We start from the raw sequence: 18,977 nt of genomic DNA, 5'->3' as shown, positions 1-18,977 counted from the left end.
AAGCACCGCAAGGTGTGGAGGTGACTGGTACTAATAGGCCGAGGGCTTGTCCTCAGTTGCTCGCGTCCACTGTGTTGGTTCTGAAACCACGAACAACCCCGTATGTCGGGCCACGACTGCGGTGCGGTTGACAGTTTCATAGTGTTTCGGTGGTCATAGCATGAGGGAAACGCCCGGTTACATTCCGAACCCGGAAGCTAAGCCTCATAGCGCCGATGGTACTGCAGGGGGGACCCTGTGGGAGAGTAGGACGCCGCCGAACTAATTTTATGGAAAAGCCCGGGCCGGGATACGGTCCGGGCTTTTCTGCGTTTTCTACTGGGTGGAAATCCTGAGGCAGGCCCGCAATTCCTCGACCGCCTCCTGAGCCCCGGTGACCCGCACCTGTGAGGTCTCGTCCGTGCCCACGCGGTTCCACAGGTCGCGCAGCAGCGCCGCCGGTGTGCCGCTCAGGACGACGTCCGCAGAGCCTGCGGCCGGGCCGGCCTCGACCGTGAAGACGGGGTCGGCCCCTGTACGGATCCGCCACGTCGCGCCCTTCTCGGCCTCCGCGCGTACCTCGTACGTTCTGCCCGGCGACGCGGCCAGCGGCTCCCGGAAGTAGTCGGACCACTCGGTGACCGCGTAAGCCGTGAACACGTTCAGGAGTTCGTCGATCCCGTCGATGGCGAGGTCGTCCGGGACAGGGGACACCGGCCCGCCCGCCGCGAGTTCGGCGTCGATGCGGTGGATGACCGTCTCCTGCGCCATGCGGCGGATCCAGAAGCCGACGGTCTGGTCCGGGGCGTACCACGTACCAGATGGGTCCTCCGGCGCATGTGCGTCGATGGCCGCCCGCAGTTCGGCGTAGGCGCGGTCCAGGAGGGCGAACGGTTCCTCGTCGGCCGTGCCCTTCGGAGGCCACTCCGGTTCGGTGCCCGGAGCGGCCGCCAGAATGGCCTGCGTCTTGTGCGCGTAGACCTGCCCGACGTGGTGCACGAGGTCGGTGACGGTCCAGCCGGGGCAGCTCGGCACCTGTGCCTTCGGGGCGGGTGCGGCGGCGGCCCCGAGTCGCTCGAAGTCGGCGGCCAGGCAGTCGAGATACCGGGCGAAGGGCAGGGGTGTGCCTGCATCGTGGCTCATGGACGCAACGTAGCGGCAGGCACTGACAACCGGTCGGGTCAGGAGGGGTCCCGCTCCACCGGCAGCCACAGTTCCGCGTCCGCCGCCGTGCCGTCCGGTGACATCCGCGTCCGCAGGATCTCAGGGCCGGGGCGGGTGCGGTACGGGTTGGCGGGGAACCACTCCGCGTACACCGTTGCCCAGAGCGCCTGGAGGGCCTCCGGGGCCGGGCCCGAGGTGGTGAAGACCGCCCAGGTGCCGGCGGGCACGGGGAGCACGGTGGTGCCCGCCGGGGCCGGGGCGTCCGGGCCGGCCACCACCCCGTGGTAGTAGTCGAGTTCGCTGCCCTCGGCGCGGCCGGGGTCCAGGTCGTCGCAGACCGCGACCATGCCCTCGGGTTCCTCGCCGGAACCCTTCGAGAGCCGCTCCAGGGCCGAGACGGTTTCCGGCGGGACGGACCGGACGAAGTCGATGATCGCCTGGTTCGGACCCAGGTACACCAGGGGGACCCGGGCCTTCGGTCCGACGACGCTGAAGTCGGGGCGGTCCACTACTCGGTAGCGCATGCTGCTGTTCCCTTCGACGGTGAGCCGGAAGGAGAGGCGGGGCTGGGAGACCAGGGCCGGTTTCGTCCGGCGGGCCTCGCCGGGGCCGACACCGTGCAGGGCGCGGAACGCCCGGGCGAAGGCCTCGCCCGATCCGTACCCGTAGCGCACGGCGATGGTCAGGAGCGACTCCCGGCCCGCGAGGACCTCGGCGCCCGCCACGGTGAGCCGGCGCCGCCGGACGTACTCCGACAGCGGCATGCCCGCGAGCGCCGAGAACATCCGGCGCAGGTGGTACTCGGACGTGGTGGCGATGCGCGCCAGTTCCGCGATGTCCAGGGGCTCGTCGAGGCGCCGCTCGATGTGGTCCATGACCTGGTTGAGCCGGTCCAGCAACCTGACCCCTCCTTCCGGTTCCTGCTGTTGACGTCGTGAACGCTAGGCGCGGTGCACTCCGGGCGACCCGACATCCTGTGCCCGATCAAGTCGGTGCGGTTCCTCCGGTGTCACCTGAGTACGTCAGCTGAGTATGTGCACTCAGGTACCGGGGCGGCCGTCCGTCTTGGATGGGGACATGATCTCCGAACTCATGGCCGACTCCGCCGCACCGCCCGCGCCGCGTCTCCGGTCGTGGGTCGCCCCGCTGATATCCAGCCTGATCACGTTGCCCGCGGCCTTCTTCGCTCACAGGTTCGCCGCGGAGGCGGCGCGCTTCGGGTCGGGTGCGGAGCGGGCGTTCACCGTCTTCGGCTGGGGGCTGACCGTCGCGCTCCTCACGCTCGCCACGGCCTGGCTGCTGCCGTGGGAGGAGCGGTTCGTGGCGCGCAGGCGGGGGTTCTCGGTGGCGGCGCCGTTCGCCGTCGTGGCGACGTTCGCGCTGTACCTCGTCCTCGTCGACTGGCCTTGACGTCAGAGGCAAGGTCTAACGTCTTCGACATGCGCATCGGAGAGCTCGCCGCCCGCGCCGGTACGACGACGCGGGCGCTCAGGTACTACGAGTCGCGTGGGCTGCTGCCCGCGCGGCGCGGTGGCAACGGCTACCGGACGTACGACGAGGACGACCTGCGGGCCCTGCGGCAGATTCGTACGTTGCAGGACTTCGGCTTCGAGCTGGAGGAGACCCGGCCGTTCGTGGAGTGCCTGCGGGCCGGTCACCCGGAGGGCGACTCGTGCCCGGCGTCGGTGGCCGTGTACCGGAGCAAGGTCGCCGAACTCGATGCGCTGATCGGTGAGTTGACCGCCGTACGCGAGACGGTCGGCGCGCAGTTGGTGCGCGCCGAGCGGGCCATGGAGGCGCTGGGCGCGTCGCAGGAGACGGAGCCGCGCTGTGAACTGGGCGAACTGGGCGAGCTGGAGGAGACGGGATGACGTTGCGTGGAGTGACCGATGCGGACTTCGAGGAGCAGGTGTTGCGGGCGGAGCGGCCCGTGTTGGTGGAGTTCACCGCGCGGTGGTGCGGGCCCTGCCGGCAGTTGGGTCCCGTGCTGGAGTCGATCGCGGAGGAGGAGCGGGTCCGGTTCGACGTCGTGGCGCTCGATGTCGATGTCAGTCCTGACGTGTCCGTGAAGTACGGGGTGCTCGGGACGCCCACGCTCATGGTCTTCAAGGACGGTGAGCCGGTGTGGTCGCGCGTCGGGGCGCGGTCCAAGCGGAAGCTGCTGGAGGAGCTGGCCGAGCTTCCGTAACCCTCGAACTCCCGCAATTGGAATTCGGCCCCGCCCGGGGTATATTCGGTGTTTCTGTGTGCCCACAGAAAAGGCCCCACAGTGGGGGCCGATAAAAACCACGGTACCGGGCAGGGAGTTGTTTTGTCAAGCCGGGACAGCCTGGAATTGCAGAAAGAGCAGGAATACATCGACGCGCTCTACAGGCGCGTCGATGAGCTGCGTGGCGTCACCGCGGACTCCGTCCGGGATGCGATCACCCCGGTGGGGACCGGCCAGCAGGCCCTCCTTGAGCGGGACCTGTTGGTCGTCGAGCGATCGGGGCTGCTCGCCGCGTTGAATGCGGTCGAGGGTTCGCTCTGCTTCGGTCGAATTGACCTCAAGGGCGACGAAGACCAAGACGGTGATCAAGAACTCGGTGTGGCGCACCACATCGGCCGTATCGGAATTCGCGCCGACGACTCCGAGCGCACGCCGATGCTGATCGACTGGCGGGCGCCCGTCGCCCGGCCTTTCTATCTCGCCACCGGTCATACGCCGATGGGTCTGCGTCGACGCCGCCACCTCACGTTCGACGGGCGCACGGTCACCGAGCTGCACGACGAGATCCTCGACCTCGACGACTCGGAGCGCACGGGGTACGAGGACCCGACCGGCGATGCCGTGCTGCTCGCCGCGCTGAACTCGGCGCGTACCGGCCGCATGGGCGACATCGTGCAGACGATCCAGGCCGAGCAGGACCGCATCATCCGCCACCCGCACCCGGGTGTGCTCGTCGTCGAGGGCGGGCCCGGCACCGGCAAGACGGCCGTCGCGCTGCACCGCGCCGCGTTCCTGCTGTACGAGCAGCGGGAGCTGCTCGCCAAGCGGGCCGTGCTGATCGTCGGCCCGAACCCGGCCTTCCTGAGGTACATCAGCGAGGTGCTGCCCGGCCTCGGCGAGACCGGGGTGCTGCTCTCCACGGTCGGCGAGCTGTTCCCCGGCGTGTACGCCACGCTCAAGGACACACCGGGCGCGGCCGTCGTGAAGGGCTCGGAGGCGATGGCCGAGAGCCTCGCGATGGCCATCGAGGACCGGCAGCGGCTGCCCGAGCCCGGCGCCCCGCTGATCATTCCGCACGACGACGGCGACCTGATCCTCGACTGGGAGATCGCCTACGAGGCCCGGCAGGCGGCCCGCGACACCAAGCTGCCGCACAACCTCGCGCGCCCGCACTTCGCCTTCCGGGTGCTCGACGCGCTCACCGAACAGCTCACCGAGCGGATCGGCGCCGACCCCTACGGCGGCCCGAACTTCCTCGGCCCCGACGACATCGCCCAGCTCAGTAAGGGCGTCGCGTCGAGCGCCGATGTGCACGCGGCCATCGGGGAGCTGTGGCCGGAGTTGACCCCGCAGGGCTTTGTCGCCGACTACTTGGCCGAGCCCACCCACCTGTCGGCCGAGGACGCGGACGCGATCCGCAGTGAGCGTCCTGCCATGGGTGAGTGGACGGTCGGGGACGTGCCGCTGCTCGACGAGGCGGCCGAGCTGCTCGGCTACGACGACAGCGCCGAGCGGGCCGCCGCGGAGGCGGCGCGGCAGGAGCGGATCGCGTACGCGCAGGGCGTGCTCGACCTGTCCAGGGGCTCGGAGACGTACGAGTTCGAGGACGAGGACGAGTCGGAGGTGCTCGCCGCGCACGACATCGTGGACGCGGACCGGGTCGCCGGCTGGTACGAGGAGGAGGACCACCGCAGCGCCGCGGAGCGGGCCGCCGCCGACCGGACCTGGGCGTTCGGGCACATCATCGTCGACGAGGCGCAGGAGCTGAGCCCGATGGCGTGGCGGCTGCTCATGCGGAGGTCGCCGACGCGGTCGATGACGCTGGTCGGCGACCCCGCGCAGACCTCGGAGGAGGGCGGCGTCGGCGCGTGGGCGGACATCCTCGCGCCGTACGTCGAGGACCGCTTCGAGCACACCCGGCTCGGCGTCAACTACCGCACGCCGTCCGAGATCATGGACGTCGCGGCGGCGGTGCTGCGGGGCGTGTATCCGGGGTACGAGCCGCCGTCGTCCGTGCGGTCGACCGGGGAGCGGCCGTGGGTGCTGCGTGCGGACGATGTCGTGGAGGCCGCCGCGAAGGCCGCGGTCGAGCGGGTTCCGGAGGAGGGTCGGCTCGCGGTGATCGCGCCTCGGCGCCTGTGCGAGGCGCTGGCCGCGCGGTTGCCGGGGGTTGAGGCCGGGGGTGAGCCCGACCTCACCCGGCATCTGGTGTTGCTCGATCCGCGGCAGGCCAAGGGGCTTGAGTTCGACCGGGTGATCGTGGTTGAGCCGGGGGAGTTCGGGGTGAGTGATTTGTATGTGGCGCTTACGCGGGCCACGCAGGATTTGGGTGTTGTGCATGCGGGTTCGCTGCCGCGGGCGTTGGCGTCGGGGCTTGCGGGGGCGTGTTCTTGACGTCGCGGGGCTCCGCCCCGGACCCCGCGCCTCAATCGCCGGCGGGGCTTGAAATGCAGTCGCCGGCGGGGCTTGAAAGGCAAGCGGCGGCGGGGCTGGAAATGCGATCGACGGAGGGCTGAAGGGTCAGGGCTACGGCCGTAGCCACACCGTCGCCAAGGGGGGCAGCGTGAGGGTGATGGTTGTTGGGTGGCCGTGGGTGGGGTCGGCTTCTGGTTTGATCGGGTCGCGGTTCGTGATGTCGCCGCCGCCGTAGCGCGCGGCGTCGGTGTTGAGGATCTCGTGCCATGCGGGGATGTCGTCCGGCACGCCCAGGCGGTACGCGTGCCGGACCACCGGCGAGAAGTTCGACACGGACAGCAGCGGAGCGCCGTCCGCGGCGTGGCGGAGGAACGCGAAGACGTTGTCCTCCGCCGCGTCGCCGGTCACCCAGGAGAAGCCCGCCGGGTCGGTGTCCCGCTCCCACAGGGCGGGCGCGGCGCGGTACCGCGTGTTCAGCTCCCGTACGAGTTCGCGCACGCCCCGGTGGTCGGGCTCGGCGCCGTACGCGGGGTCGAGCAGCCACCAGTCGGGGCCGTGCGCCTCCGACCACTCGGCGCCCTGCGCGAACTCCTGGCCCATGAACAGGAGTTGCTTGCCGGGGTGGGCCCACATGAACCCCAGGTAGGCGCGGTGGTTGGCGCGTTGCTGCCACCAGTCGCCGGGCATCTTGGAGACGAGCGAGCGCTTGCCGTGCACGACCTCGTCGTGGGAGATCGGCAGCACGTAGTTCTCGCTGTACGCGTACACCATCGAGAACGTCATCTCGTTGTGGTGGAACTTGCGGTGCACCGGCTCGTGGCTCATGTAGTCGAGCGAGTCGTGCATCCAGCCCATGTTCCACTTCAGGCCGAAGCCGAGCCCACCGAAGCCGCCCGGTCCGATGTGGTGGGTGGCGCGGGTGACGCCGTCCCAGGCCGTCGACTCCTCGGCGATCGTGACCACGCCCGGCACCTCCCGGTACAGGGTGGCGTTCATCTCCTGGAGGAAGGCGACGGCGTCGAGGTTCTCGCGGCCGCCGAACTGGTTCGGGGTCCACTCGCCGTCCTCGCGCGAGTAGTCGAGGTAGAGCATCGAGGCGACCGCGTCGACCCGCAGGCCGTCGATGTGGAACTCCTGGCACCAGTAAAGGGCGTTCGCCACAAGGAAGTTGCGGACCTCCTTGCGGCCGTAGTCGAACTCGAGGGTGCCCCAGTCGGGGTGTGCGGCGCGCAGCGGGTCCTCGTGCTCGTACAGCGGGCGCCCGTCGAACTCCGCCAGCGCCCAGTCGTCGCGCGGGAAGTGCGCCGGGACCCAGTCCATGAGGACGCCGATGCCCGCCTGGTGGAGCTTGTCGATCAGGTACTTGAAGTCGTCGGGGCTGCCGAGGCGGGCCGTCGGCGCGTAGAAGCCGGTGACCTGGTAGCCCCACGAGCCGCCGAAGGGGTGCTCGGCCACGGGCAGGAGCTCGACGTGTGTGAAACCCAAGTCGGTTATGTAGGCCGGGAGTTGGTCGGCGAGCTGGCGGTAGGTGAGTCCGGGGCGCCAGGACGGCAGGTGCACCTCGTACACCGAGAACGGGGACTCGTGGACGGGGCGGGCGGCGCGCCGCTCCAGCCAGGAGTCGTCGTCCCACGTGTAGTGGGAGGCGTGCACCACCGAGGAGTTGGCAGGGGGCTCCTCGGTGCGGGTGGCCAGCGGGTCGGCGCGCATCGTCTTGCTGCCGTCGGGGCGGGTTATCTCGAATTTGTAGAGTTCGCCCTCGCCGATGTCGGGGACGAAGAGTTCCCAGATGCCCGATGAACCGAGCGAACGCATGCTGTGGGCCGCGCCGTCCCAGTAGTTGAACGTGCCGACGACGCGGACGCCCTGGGCGTTGGGCGCCCACACCGTGAAACGGGTGCCTCGGATGCCCTGGTGCTCCATGGGGTGCGCGCCGAGCGCCTTCCAGAGCTGTTCGTGGCGGCCCTCGGCGATCAGGTGCAGGTCGAGGTCGCCGAGGGAGGGGAGCAGGGCGTAGGCGTCCGCGATCCGCTGGGTCGTGTCGGCGTACGTGACCTCCAGCTCGTACGCGGGTGGGACCTCGCGGAGTTGGAGCAGGGCGGTGAAGAATCCGTCGCCGTCGTCGTGGAGTTCGGCGTGCAGGCCCTCCGGGGTGGTGACGGCCACGTGCTGGGCGTAGGGGCGCCAGGCGCGGAAGGCGACTCCGCCGTGGGTGGGGTGTGCGCCGAGCACTCCGTGGGGGGTGTGGTGGGTCGCGGCGAGGAGTCGGGTGCGGTCGTCCGGGGGGACGGGGGCCGGAGTGGTGGTCGGGCGGCGGGTCACGGTGGGGGCCTCCTTGGGCGCCTTCGTGTGTGCGTGGCGGGTCGCGTGCGGTGCGACCTAGTGGGTGGCCAGGCGTTTCAGTGCTGTCAGGGGGACCTGGAGCCAGTCCGGCCTGTGGCGGGCCTCGTACAGGGACTCGTAGACGGCCTTGTCCGTTTCGTAGGCGCGCAGGAGGACGGGGGCCGTGCGGGGGTCGGTGCCCGACACCTCCGCGTAGCCTGAGCAGTACGCGGCGCGGCAGGAGAGCGACCAATCGCTCTGCGGCGAGGCGTAGTCGAAGGAGCGGAGCATGCCGGCGATGTCGCGGTGGACGGGGTGCGGCAGGCGGCGTTCCGCGAGGGGGCGGGACGGTTCGCCCTCGAAGTCGATCAGCTTCCAGGTGCCGGACGGCTCGCGCAGGAACTGGCCCAGGTGCAGATCGCCGTGGACCCGCTGGGCCTGCCAGGTGCGGCCCTCGGCGCCGAGTCGGGCGAGCGCTTCGAAGGCGGAGCGTAGGCCGTCCACGTAGGGGAGCAGGGGCGGGACCTGCTGGGCCGTCGTCTCCAGGCGGCGCGTCATCGACTCGGCGAGCTGCTCGATGCGGGCGCGCGTGTACGTGACCGTGGGCAGCGCGCGGGCCAGGGCCGTGTGCACCTCGGCGGTGGCGCGGCCGAGGTCGCGGGCCTGTGCCGTGAAGTCCTGCTGGTTGGTGACGTGCTTGAGGGCGAGGTCCCAGCCGTCCGCAGCGTCCCTGAGGAAGGGCTGGAGGAGGCCGAGGGTGGCGGGTTCCGTGTGGTGGGTGCCGGCCGTCTCGAACCAGGCGACGGGCTCGGGCACCCGGTCGCAGCCCTCGCGGGCCAGGGCCAGCGGGAGTTCGAGGTCGGGGTTGAGGCCGGGGACGACCCGGCGGAACAGCTTGGCTATGAGCGTGTCGCCGTACACGACCGAGGAGTTGGACTGCTCGGCCGTCAGCGGGCGGGGCGCGAGATCGCGCGGCACCTCGCCGTGCGGCCCGCGGTGGAAGCGGAGGGCGCCGAGCGCGCCGGGTATTCGGAGCCGTTCGAGGAGGACCGCGGAGTGCCGCGGGTCCTGGAGCGCCTCGTACGCGGTGCGCCCCGCGAGCGGGCCGTGCGTGATGTGCCCGATCACCGCGGGTGCGAGGTGTGGGGCCGCGGCCTCGGCGGTACCGATGAGCAGCTGGTAGCGGTCGCCGGGCCCCTCCTCGTCGGCCGGTGGCTGGTGGGCGCGGACGAGGAGGTGCAACAGGGCGGCGTCCGGCAGCAGTTCGGTGACGGCGTCCAGGGTGAAGCCGGTGATCGGGCGGCCCTTGCCGGCGAACCAGCGCTGGCGCGGCAGCCATTCGCGCAGCAAGGGGTCGAGCGACATGAGTAGTCCGGATTCTCCGGCCGTCGGGGCGGCGGGCCGAGCTGCGGCTTCCGACATGGCGTCGCGTCCTTTCCCCGATGTGTTCGTGGAGAGTTCCCAGGTGTGTCGTCGTCAGTCCTTGCGGAGCCGGAACCAGTAGAACCCGTGCCCCGCCAGCGTCAGCAGATACGGCAGTTCGCCGATCGCCGGGAAGCGCACCCCGCCGATCAGCTCCACCGGATGCCGCCCGTTGAACGACTGCAGGTCCAGCTCGGTGGGCTGTGCGAAGCGGGAGAAGTTGTGCACGCACAGCACCAGGTCGTCGCCTCCGTCCGCACTCGCGGGGGCCTCCCGGAGGAAGGCGAGCACCGCGGGGTTCGAGGAGGGGAGTTCGGTGTAGGAGCCGAGGCCGAACGCCGGGTTCTGCTTGCGGATCTCGATCATCCGGCGGGTCCAGTGCAGCAGGGACGACGGGGAGGACATCGAAGCCTCCACGTTCGTGACCTGGTAGCCGTAGACCGGGTCCATGATCGTGGGGAGGAAGAGGCGGCCGGGGTCCGAGGAGGAGAAGCCCGCGTTGCGGTCGGGCGTCCACTGCATCGGCGTGCGCACCGCGTCGCGGTCGCCGAGCCAGATGTTGTCGCCCATGCCGATCTCGTCGCCGTAGTAGAGGATCGGCGTGCCGGGGAGCGAGAGCAGGAGCGCGGTGAACAGCTCGATCTGGTTGCGGTCGTTGTCGAGGAGCGGGGCGAGCCGGCGGCGGATGCCGATGTTGGCGCGCATCCGCGGATCCTTGGCGTACTCCGCGTACATGTAGTCGCGCTCTTCGTCCGTGACCATTTCGAGGGTCAGCTCGTCGTGGTTGCGCAGGAAGATGCCCCACTGGCAGCCGGACGGGATCGGCGGGGTCTTGGCGAGGATCTCGGAGACCGGGTAGCGCGATTCGCGGCGCACCGCCATGAAGATCCGCGGCATCACCGGGAAGTGGAACGCCATGTGGCACTCGTCGCCGCCGGTGTCCGGCGCGCCGAAGTAGTCGACGACGTCCTCCGGCCACTGGTTGGCCTCCGCGAGCAGCACCACGTCCGGGTACTGGGCGTCGATCTCCTTGCGGACCCGCTTGAGGAACTCGTGCGACGCCGGGAGGTTCTCGCAGTTGGTGCCCTCCTCGGCGTACAGGTACGGGACCGCGTCGAGGCGGAAGCCGTCGATGCCGAGGTCGAGCCAGAAGCGCAGGGCGGCGAGGATCTCCTCCTGGACGGCCGGATTCTCGTAGTTGAGGTCCGGCTGGTGGGAGAAGAAGCGGTGCCAGAAGTACTGCTTGCGGACCGGGTCGAAGGTCCAGTTCGACGCCTCCGTGTCCACGAAGATGATCCGGGCGTCCGCGTACTGCTTGTCGTCGTCGGCCCAGACGTAGTAGTCGCCGTACGGGCCCTCGGGGTCGGAGCGGGACTCCTTGAACCACTCGTGCTGGTCGCTCGTGTGGTTCATGACGAAGTCGATGATCACGCGCATGCCGCGGTGGTGTGCCGCGTCCACGAACTCGACGAAGTCGGCCAGGTCACCGAACTCGGGGAGCACCGAGGTGTAGTCCGAGACGTCGTAACCGCCGTCCCTGAGCGGCGACTTGAAGAACGGCGGCAGCCAGAGGCAGTCGACCCCCAGCCACTGGAGGTAGTCCAGCTTCGCCGTGATGCCCTTGAGGTCTCCTACGCCGTCGCCGTTGCTGTCCTGGAAGGAGCGGACCAGGACTTCGTAGAAGACCGCGCGCTTGAACCAATCCGGGTCCCGGTCCTTCGCAGGGGTGTCCTCGAAGGTGTCCGGGACGGGCTCATTCATCATCATGGTGTGGTGACCCTCCGAATCCCATGTCCCGTCTGCTCCTGAGAGTTCATCGCGGCGTGGCCGGCGGCGGGAGGACGAGGATGTGCGCGGGCGTGCGGCCCGGCTCTAGGCGCACATAGTTCGTTCTGCCCCAGTGGTACGTCTCGCCGGTGAGTTCGTCGTGCACCGGCACGGAGGCGTGCCAGTCGAGCCCCAGGTGCGGCATGTCCAACGAAACCGTCGCCTCCTGGGTGTGGTGCGGGTCGAGGTTCACGACGACCAGGACCGTGTTCGAGCCCTGTGCGGACGTGGCGGTCTTCGAGTACGCGAGCACCGCGTCCTTGTCGGCCCGGTGGAAGTGCACGTCGCGCAGGGTGCGCAGGGCCGGGTTGCGGCGTCGTGTCGCGTTGAGCGTGGTGATCAGCGGGGCGATCGTTCGGCCCTCTCGTTCGGCCGACTCCCAGTCACGGGGCCTGAGTTGGTACTTCTCTGAGTGGAGATACTCCTCGCTTCCGGCGCGCAGCGGGGTGTTCTCGCAGAGTTCGTAGCCGCTGTAGACGCCCCAGGTGGGCGAGAGGGTCGCGGCGAGGATCGCGCGCAGTTCGAAGGCGGGGCGGCCGCCGTCCTGAAGGAACTCGTGCAGGATGTCGGGGGTGTTCACGAAGAAGTTCGGCCGCATGTAGGAGGCCGCCTCCCCGCTCAACTCCTGGGCGTACTCGGTGAGTTCCTGCTTCGAATTGCGCCAGGTGAAGTACGTGTACGACTGCTGGAAGCCGATCGCGGCGAGGGTGTGCATCATCGCGGGCCGGGTGAAGGCCTCCGCCAGGAAGATCACGTCCGGGTCCGTGCCGTTGATGTCCGCGATCACCTTCTCCCAGAAGACGACGGGCTTGGTGTGCGGGTTGTCGACGCGGAAGATGCGGACGCCGTGGTCCATCCACAGGCGCAGGATCCGGCTCGTCTCGGCTATCAGGCCCGGCATGTCCTTGTCGAAGGCGAGAGGGTAGATGTCCTGGTACTTCTTCGGCGGGTTCTCGGCGTACGCGATGGTGCCGTCCGCGCGGTGCTGGAACCAGTCGGGGTGCTTCTGCACCCACGGGTGGTCGGGCGAGCACTGCAGCGCGAAGTCGAGCGCGACCTCCATGCCGAGGTCGCGGGCCCGGCCGACGAACGCGTCGAAGTCCTCGAAGGTGCCGAGGTCCGGGTGGATCGCCTCGTGGCCGCCCTCGTGCGAGCCGATCGCCCAGGGGACGCCCACGTCGTGCGGGCCCGGTGAGAGCGAGTTGTTCGGGCCCTTGCGGAAGGTGGTGCCGATGGGGTGGACGGGCGGCAGGTACACGACGTCGAAGCCCATCGCGGCGATGGCCGGAAGTCGACGGGCGGCCGTGCGGAAGGTGCCGCTCACCGGTGGCTTTCCGGGCTTGACGACGGCGCCCTCGGAGCGCGGGAAGAACTCGTACCAGGACCCGAAAAGGGCCCGTTCCCGCTCCACGAGAAGGGGCAACTTGCCGCTGCGGGTGACCAGTTCGCGCAGCGGGTGGCGGGCCAGCACCCGCTGGACGTCGGGGGCGAGCGCGGCGGCGAACCGGGCGGGGGCCGGGCGTGTGGTGTCGCGGAGCGCGGCGGCGGCCCGTGCGATCGTTTCGCGAAGCGGGACGGGGGCGACCTTCGCGGCGCGTTCGTGCAGCAACGCGCCTTCCTCCAGGACGAGTTCGGTGTCGATGCCCGCCGGAATCTTGATCTTCGCCGTGTGCCGCCAGGTCGCCACGGGGTCGCCCCATGCCTCGACCCGGTACGTCCAGCGGCCTGTCGCGTCCGGGGCGACCTCGGCGCCCCAGCGGTCGGTGCCGGGGGCCAGCTCGCGCATGGGCGTCCACGGGCCCGGCTCGCCGTCGGGGCCGCGCAGCACGACGTTCGCGGCGACGGCGTCGTGCCCCTCGCGGAAGACGGTGGCCGTGACCAGGAAGGTCTCGCCGACCACGGCCTTGGCGGGGTGGCGGCCGCGCTCGACGACGGGGCGGACGTCGCGTATGGGGATGCGGCCCGTCATGGCGCGCGGTGTCGAGGGGGTAGAGCGCTTTGTGGGCATGACCGCTCCTGTCCGCGGGGAATCGGGGGTGCGGAAACGAGATTCGGGGAGAGGGCCGTGCGGGTGAAGCCGTGCGGGCGTACCGATGGAGCCTTCCACGCTCCATCGACGGGCAATCCGTGTCGTACCAACTACTCGTCACTACTGGCGCGTAAGGGAACACATAAGACCGGTCCCGCCGAAAACGACGGGACCGGCACATTAACTCACCTTTCCTCTAAGGGTTGTTCACCTGAAGCAGCTTGTTCGGCGAGCCGAGGCCCGCGCCCGTCACCTTGCCCGCCGCGGCCCGCTCGGTAAGCGCCTTGCTCACCTCGGCGGGCGACGCCGTCGCGTGGTCGGCGAGGTACAGCGCGGCCGCCCCCGCGACGTGCGGTGATGCCATGGACGTGCCGGAGAACGTGGCCTTCCCCGAGTCGCTCTTGTACGAGGCGGACGTGATGTCCACGCCGGGTGCGAACAGATCGAGGCGGGTACCCCAATTGGAGAAGCTCGCACGCGCGTCCTTCTTGTCGCTCGCGCCGACCGTGATCGCTTCCTTCACGCGGGCCGGCGAGTACAGCTCCGCGGGCAAGCCGTCGTTGCCCGCCGCCACCGTGTACGTGACACCGGAGGCGATGGAGTTCCGTACGGCGGCGTCGAGTTGGGCGTTCGCGTAGCCGCCGAGGCTCAGGTTCGCCACGGCCGGCTGCTGGGCGTGCTTGGTCACCCAGTCGATGCCCGCGAGCACCTGCGCCGTCGTGCCGGAGCCCGCGTTGTCGAGCACGCGCACGCCGACCACGTCGGCCTGTTTGGCGACGCCGTACTGCTCGCCCGCGACGGTTCCGGCGACATGGGTGCCGTGTCCGTTGCCGTCCTGCGCGGTCGAGTCGTTGTCGACGAAGTCCCAGCCGCTCGTGGCCCGCCCGCCGAAGTCGCGGTGGGTGGCGCGGATGCCGGTGTCGATGACGTAGACGTGCACGCCGGCGCCCGCGGACTCGGGCCAGGTGTACGAGTTGTCGAGCGGCAGATCGTTCTGGTCGATGCGGTCCAGGCCCCACGACGGTGGGTTCTTCTGGGTGTGGTCCATGGTGACCTGGGAGTCCTGGACGACCGACGCGACGTTGCCGTTGGCGGCGAGCCGCTTGGCCTGTCCCTCTCCGAGTGTCACCGCGTAGCCGTTGAGCGCCTTGCTGTAGGTGTGGCGTATTTTCGCCCCGTACTTCTCCGCGAGGTCCTTGCCCGCGGCGGACGGGGCCTTCGTGTCCCCCTTCAATGTCACTATGTAGCTGCCCGCTATGGAGCCGGGCTCCCCGGCGCCGAATATCCGTCCCTGTGCGGGGGCGGCGTCCGCGGGCAGCGTCATGGCCGAAAGCACCGCGACCGTGGCGACCGCGGTGAGCCCGCCGGCCCAGCGCGTCCGTCGCTTCCGCGTCACTCGCACGGTCCCTGCCATGGATGAGTTCCCCTCCTCAACTCGGCGCGCTCTCACGCCAGTTGGCAGCCTCTCGTGTGGTGTGAAGCACCACAAGGAGGTACGAGGTGGCGGAATCGGCCATATCGGTCGTGGGGGTTGTGCGGTTGAGTTGCGGCGTTTTCCGGACTTCCGCGTGAGGCTTTCGGCCTTCCGTGCGGGGCGCGCAATTCCCTGGCGCGGCGCACGGCGACGTCCGATGATGAGGCCGTGTCGATCATTCACCGCACCACACTCAAGCCCACCAAGCTCGAACTCCTCGCGGACTGGCTGCCGAAGCAGCCCTGGTACCGGGGCTCCGGTACCCCGGAGCTGATCAAGGCCGGCGGGTTCCGGCTCGACGATCCGGCCGGGGAGGTCGGCATCGAGTTCATGGCCGCGACGGACACCTCGGGACCCGAGCCGGTGACGTACCACGTGCCGATGGCCTACCGCGGGGTCCCGCTGGAGGACGCCGCGGGCGACGCGCTCATCGGCACCGTCGAGCACGGTGTGCTCGGCAGGCGATGGGTGTACGACGGGGCCAAGGACCCGCTTGTCGTACGGGAGTTGACCGCCCTGCTGAAGGGCGAGGCGCCTGCGCACGCGCAGAGCATCGACGGGGCTCTCGACCCGACCGTGCACGCCCGTGTCACCGCCGGCGACGTGCGGCCCGAGATCGTGCGCGTACTGGAGGCGGGGTCGAAGGCGCCCGACGGCGCCGTCGGTGAGGTGTCCGCCGAGTGGCGCGCGGAGGACGAGCGACGGGTCCGTGGGGTTTTCGTGGTGGTCCGGGGCGGCTGAGGACCTCTGGGCGTTGCGTGCCTCTGGGTGATCATGAAATCTGGCATCGTGGGAAGGTCGCCGACGACCTACGGCGACGACTTCCTGCACCGACGTCCGAATGGTTTGGATGTGGTTTTTTGATCTGGGGGGCAACACGCATGACAGCGACCCGACGTCCGCGACGGCTTGCACGCATCTTCACGGGAGCGGCCCTCGCGGTGGGCGCACTGCTCGGCGCGGCGGCCGCACCGGCCGCGGCCTACGACCCCAACCCCGACGCCGCGGTCACCTACCGGCAGGCCGCGGGCGGCAGCGTCGGCGCCGACGTCGCGCTGACACAGGGCGGTTCGCGCCTCGGTGAGGTGGAGTTCCAGCCGGAGACGCAGCAACTGCGGGTGTATGACACGCGCAACGACGGCGACACGTTCTACGTGCACGTCTCCTCCACGACGAACGGTGTCACGCACAACCTGGGCACGTACTCCGCGCCCGGCAGCGAGGCCCCCGTGGACTTCCTCGTGAAGGACTTCCACCTGGCCAAGGGCACGCCCCTCGACATCGAGGTGTTCGACGACGCGGGGCTCACCGACTACATCGGCGGGGCGCGCGGCACCGGGGCGGCAATCGCCTGACACCGGCCCTCAGGGGCAGCCGCGTACGGCGGTCCGGGCGCGCACGGCGCGTGCCCGGACCGCCGTACGCGTTTCGGCGCTCTGTCCCGCGCCGCGGGCCACGGCTACCGTCGGGGAGACGACACCGGCATACGACGCGCAACCGCAGAGGTGAGCACGCACGTGAAGGCCATCCGTCGATTCACCGTCCGCCCGGTCCTGCCCGAACCCCTCGCCCCGCTGCACGACTTGGCGCGCAATCTGCGCTGGTCGTGGCATACCGGGACCCGTGATCTGTTCGCCGCTGTGGACCCCGGCCGCTGGGCCGGATCCGGCGGTGATCCGCTGCGGCTGCTCGGCAGCGTGCCGCCCGAGCGGCTCGCCCGGCTCGCGGGCGACGAGGACTTCCTCGCGAGGCTGAGCGAGGTCGCCGACGATCTGCGCGGCTATCTGCACGACGACCGCTGGTACCAGGAGCGGGCGCGGCAGTCGGGGCTCCCCGCCGGCATCGCCTACTTCTCGCCGGAGTTCGGCATCACGGCCGCGCTGCCGCAGTACTCGGGCGGCCTCGGGATTCTCGCCGGCGACCACCTCAAGGCGGCGAGCGACCTCGGGGCGCCGCTGATCGGCGTAGGGCTGCTTTACCGGCACGGCTACTTCCGGCAGTCGCTCTCGCGGGACGGCTGGCAGCAGGAGACGTATCCGGTCACCGACCCGAACGAGCTGCCGCTCGTCCTGCTGCGGGAGCCGGACGGCAGTCCGGTGCATCTCGCGCTCGCGCTGCCCGGCGGGCGGCGGCTGCTCGCGCATGTGTGGCAGGCGCAGGTGGGGCGGGTGCCGCTGCTCCTCCTCGACTCGGACGTCGAGGAGAACGACGTCCACGAACGGGATGTGACCGACCGGCTCTACGGCGGCGGCAGCGAGCACCGGCTGTTGCAGGAGATGCTGCTGGGGATCGGCGGGGTGCGCGCCGTCCGCGCGTACTGCCGGCTCACCGGGCATCCGGCGCCCGAGGTCTTCCACACCAACGAGGGGCACGCGGGCTTCCTCGGAGTGGAGCGGATCGCCGAACTCGCCGAGCGGGGAACGGACTTCGACTCCGCGCTCGAAGCGGTGCGGGCCGGCGCCGTCTTCACGACACACACTCCCGTCCCCGCCGGCATCGACCGCTTCGACCGGGAGCTCGTCGCCCGCCACTTCGGCGCCGCGGCCGAGCTGCCGGGGCTCGACGTGCAGCGCATACTCGACCTCGGCATGGAGACGTACGCGGGCGGCGACCCGAACGTCTTCAACATGGCGGTGATGGGGCTGCGGCTCGCGCAGCGCGCCAACGGCGTCTCCACATTGCACGGGTCCGTCAGCCGGGACATGTTCGCCGGTCTTTGGCCGGGATTCGACGTCGAGGAGGTGCCGATCGCCTCCGTGACCAACGGCGTGCACGCCCCTACGTGGGTCGCCCCCGAGGTGTACCGGCTCGGCGCGCGGCAGATCGGGGAGCGGCGCACCGAGGACGCCCTGTCGGTCGGCGGCTCGGGCCGCTGGGACGCCGTCGGCCAGATCCCCGACCGGGACATCTGGGAGCTGCGCGGCGAACTGCGCCGCCAGCTCGTCGACGAAGTGCGCGAGCGGCTCGCCGCGTCGTGGCGGCAGCGTGGCGCGGGCGCCGCCGAACTCGGCTGGATCGACGGCGTGTTGGACCCGAATGTGCTCACCATCGGCTTCGCGCGCCGCGTCCCCTCGTACAAGCGGCTCACGCTGATGCTGCGCGATCCGGACCGGCTGATGCGGCTGCTGCTCGACGAGGAACGTCCGGTGCAGATCGTGATCGCCGGCAAGGCGCACCCGGCCGACGACGGCGGCAAGCGGCTCGTGCAGGAGCTGGTGCGGTTCACCGACGACCCGCGGGTGCGGCACCGCATCGTCTTCCTGCCCGACTACGGCATGGCCATGGCGCAGAAGCTCTATCCCGGCTGCGACGTCTGGCTGAACAACCCGCTGCGCCCGCTGGAGGCCTGCGGTACGAGCGGCATGAAGGCGGCGCTCAACGGCTGCCTCAACCTGTCGGTCCTGGACGGCTGGTGGGACGAATGGTTCGAGCCCGACTTCGGCTGGGCCATCCCGACGGCCGACGGCACGGCCACGGACGAGCACCGGCGCGACGACCTGGAGGCCGCCGCGCTGTACGACCTCCTGGAGCGCCGGGTGACGCCGCGCTTCTATGAGCGTGGCCCCGAGGGGCTGCCCGACCGCTGGATCGAGATGGTCCGCCGGACCCTCACCCACCTCGGCCCGAAGCTCCTCGCGGGGCGCATGGTCCGCGCGTACGTGGACGAGCTGTACGCCCCCGCCGCCGGTTCCGCGCGCGCCCTGACCCCGGACGCGGCCCGGGACCTCGCGGTGTGGAAGGCGCGGGTCCGGGCCGCCTGGCCGCGCGTCACCGTCGACCATGTGGAGGCCTCGGCGGGCGGCGCCGAACTGGGCGCCACCCTCGGCCTCCATGTCCGGGTCGCCCTCGGCGAGTTGGGGCCGGAGGACATCGAGGTGCAGGCCGTGGCGGGGCGCGTCGACACCGAGGACCGGATCACCGAGCCGACGACGGTGCCGCTGAAGCCGGTCGGTGGTCCGGACGCCGAGGGCCGCTGGGCGTACGAGGGCCCGCTCGCCCTCGACCGCAGCGGTCCCTACGGCTATACCGTCCGCGTGCTGCCCGCGCATCCGCTGCTCGCTTCGGTGGCGGAGACGGGGCTCGTGACGGTGCCTTCGGAGGAGCTGGGTGAGGGCGGCGGGGTGTTGATGCGGTGA

The 18,977-nt window shown here is 70.4% G+C and carries 14 protein-coding genes and 1 rRNA gene; 8 read left to right on the top strand and 7 right to left on the bottom strand.

All coding sequences use genetic code 11. The features are described 5' to 3' along the window. The first annotated feature begins 145 nt into the window (after positions 1–145). Positions 146–262 (top strand): 5S ribosomal RNA (gene rrf / locus OKJ99_RS17615). Between the two features lie 53 nt (positions 263–315). Here rrf and OKJ99_RS17610 read toward each other — a convergent pair. Together OKJ99_RS17610 and OKJ99_RS17605 are read right to left on the bottom strand one after the other, a co-directional pair. Beyond that, positions 316–1,122 (bottom strand): maleylpyruvate isomerase family mycothiol-dependent enzyme, encoded by an 807-nt coding sequence (locus OKJ99_RS17610; protein ID WP_326017345.1) that lies wholly within the window; start codon positions 1,120–1,122, stop codon positions 316–318. A gap of 38 nt (positions 1,123–1,160) precedes the next feature. Continuing rightward, positions 1,161–2,042 (bottom strand): AraC family transcriptional regulator, encoded by an 882-nt coding sequence (locus OKJ99_RS17605; protein WP_326017343.1) that lies wholly within the window; start codon positions 2,040–2,042, stop codon positions 1,161–1,163. Positions 2,043–2,220: 178 nt separating this feature from the next. Here OKJ99_RS17605 and OKJ99_RS17600 point away from each other — a divergent pair, with 178 nt between their 5' ends. From OKJ99_RS17600 to OKJ99_RS17585, 4 genes are all read left to right on the top strand, one after another. Beyond that, positions 2,221–2,553: a hypothetical protein gene (locus OKJ99_RS17600; protein ID WP_326017341.1), complete on the top strand. Its 333-nt coding sequence runs from the start codon at positions 2,221–2,223 to the stop codon at positions 2,551–2,553. Between the two features lie 29 nt (positions 2,554–2,582). Continuing rightward, entirely contained in the window at positions 2,583–3,014 is a 432-nt protein-coding gene (locus OKJ99_RS17595) for a MerR family transcriptional regulator (protein WP_326017339.1), read from the top strand. Further along, positions 3,011–3,331 carry a thioredoxin family protein gene (locus OKJ99_RS17590; RefSeq protein WP_326017337.1) on the top strand — a complete coding sequence of 107 codons (321 nt, stop codon included), beginning with the start codon at positions 3,011–3,013 and terminating at the stop codon, positions 3,329–3,331. The genes OKJ99_RS17595 and OKJ99_RS17590 overlap by 4 nt, the downstream gene beginning before the upstream one ends. Before the next feature lie 147 nt (positions 3,332–3,478). Further along, positions 3,479–5,746, top strand: a complete 2,268-nt coding sequence (locus tag OKJ99_RS17585; protein ID WP_326017361.1) for a HelD family protein — start codon at positions 3,479–3,481, stop codon at positions 5,744–5,746. 132 nt (positions 5,747–5,878) lie between these two features. On the opposite strand, the gene glgB is transcribed toward OKJ99_RS17585, so the two are convergent. The 5 genes from glgB to OKJ99_RS17560 all read right to left on the bottom strand — a co-directional run bounded on the left by glgB (position 5,879) and on the right by OKJ99_RS17560 (position 14,781). Continuing rightward, entirely contained in the window at positions 5,879–8,089 is a 2,211-nt protein-coding gene (gene glgB, locus OKJ99_RS17580) for a 1,4-alpha-glucan branching enzyme (RefSeq protein WP_326017335.1), read from the bottom strand. Positions 8,090–8,146: 57 nt separating this feature from the next. Beyond that, a complete protein-coding gene (locus OKJ99_RS17575; protein ID WP_326017333.1) occupies positions 8,147–9,511 on the bottom strand; it encodes a maltokinase N-terminal cap-like domain-containing protein in 1,365 nt (454 codons plus the stop codon). A gap of 54 nt (positions 9,512–9,565) precedes the next feature. Next, a complete protein-coding gene (treS, locus tag OKJ99_RS17570; protein ID WP_326017331.1) occupies positions 9,566–11,278 on the bottom strand; it encodes a maltose alpha-D-glucosyltransferase in 1,713 nt (570 codons plus the stop codon). 46 nt (positions 11,279–11,324) lie between these two features. After that, the gene (locus OKJ99_RS17565; protein ID WP_326017329.1) at positions 11,325–13,346 is read right to left on the bottom strand and encodes an alpha-1,4-glucan--maltose-1-phosphate maltosyltransferase; all 2,022 of its coding nucleotides are present in this window, start codon (positions 13,344–13,346) and stop codon (positions 11,325–11,327) included. A gap of 217 nt (positions 13,347–13,563) precedes the next feature. Next, complete coding sequence (locus OKJ99_RS17560) at positions 13,564–14,781, bottom strand: S8 family peptidase (RefSeq protein WP_326017327.1); 1,218 nt, start codon at positions 14,779–14,781, stop codon at positions 13,564–13,566. Positions 14,782–15,009: 228 nt separating this feature from the next. Here OKJ99_RS17560 and OKJ99_RS17555 point away from each other — a divergent pair, with 228 nt between their 5' ends. The 3 genes from OKJ99_RS17555 to glgP all read left to right on the top strand — a co-directional run bounded on the left by OKJ99_RS17555 (position 15,010) and on the right by glgP (position 18,977). Beyond that, positions 15,010–15,582, top strand: coding sequence for a maltokinase N-terminal cap-like domain-containing protein (locus OKJ99_RS17555; RefSeq protein ID WP_326017326.1), 573 nt, complete (start codon positions 15,010–15,012; stop codon positions 15,580–15,582). Positions 15,583–15,722: 140 nt separating this feature from the next. Then, entirely contained in the window at positions 15,723–16,196 is a 474-nt protein-coding gene (locus OKJ99_RS17550; protein ID WP_326017324.1) for a hypothetical protein, read from the top strand. 162 nt (positions 16,197–16,358) lie between these two features. Further along, complete coding sequence (gene glgP / locus OKJ99_RS17545; RefSeq protein ID WP_326017323.1) at positions 16,359–18,977, top strand: alpha-glucan family phosphorylase; 2,619 nt, start codon at positions 16,359–16,361, stop codon at positions 18,975–18,977.

This window comes from Streptomyces endophyticus (genome assembly GCF_035798155.1).
GTDB lineage: Bacteria > Actinomycetota > Actinomycetes > Streptomycetales > Streptomycetaceae > Streptomyces > Streptomyces endophyticus.
Note: the sequence above shows the minus strand (reverse complement) of the source record. Positions and strands in the feature narration are given on the sequence as shown.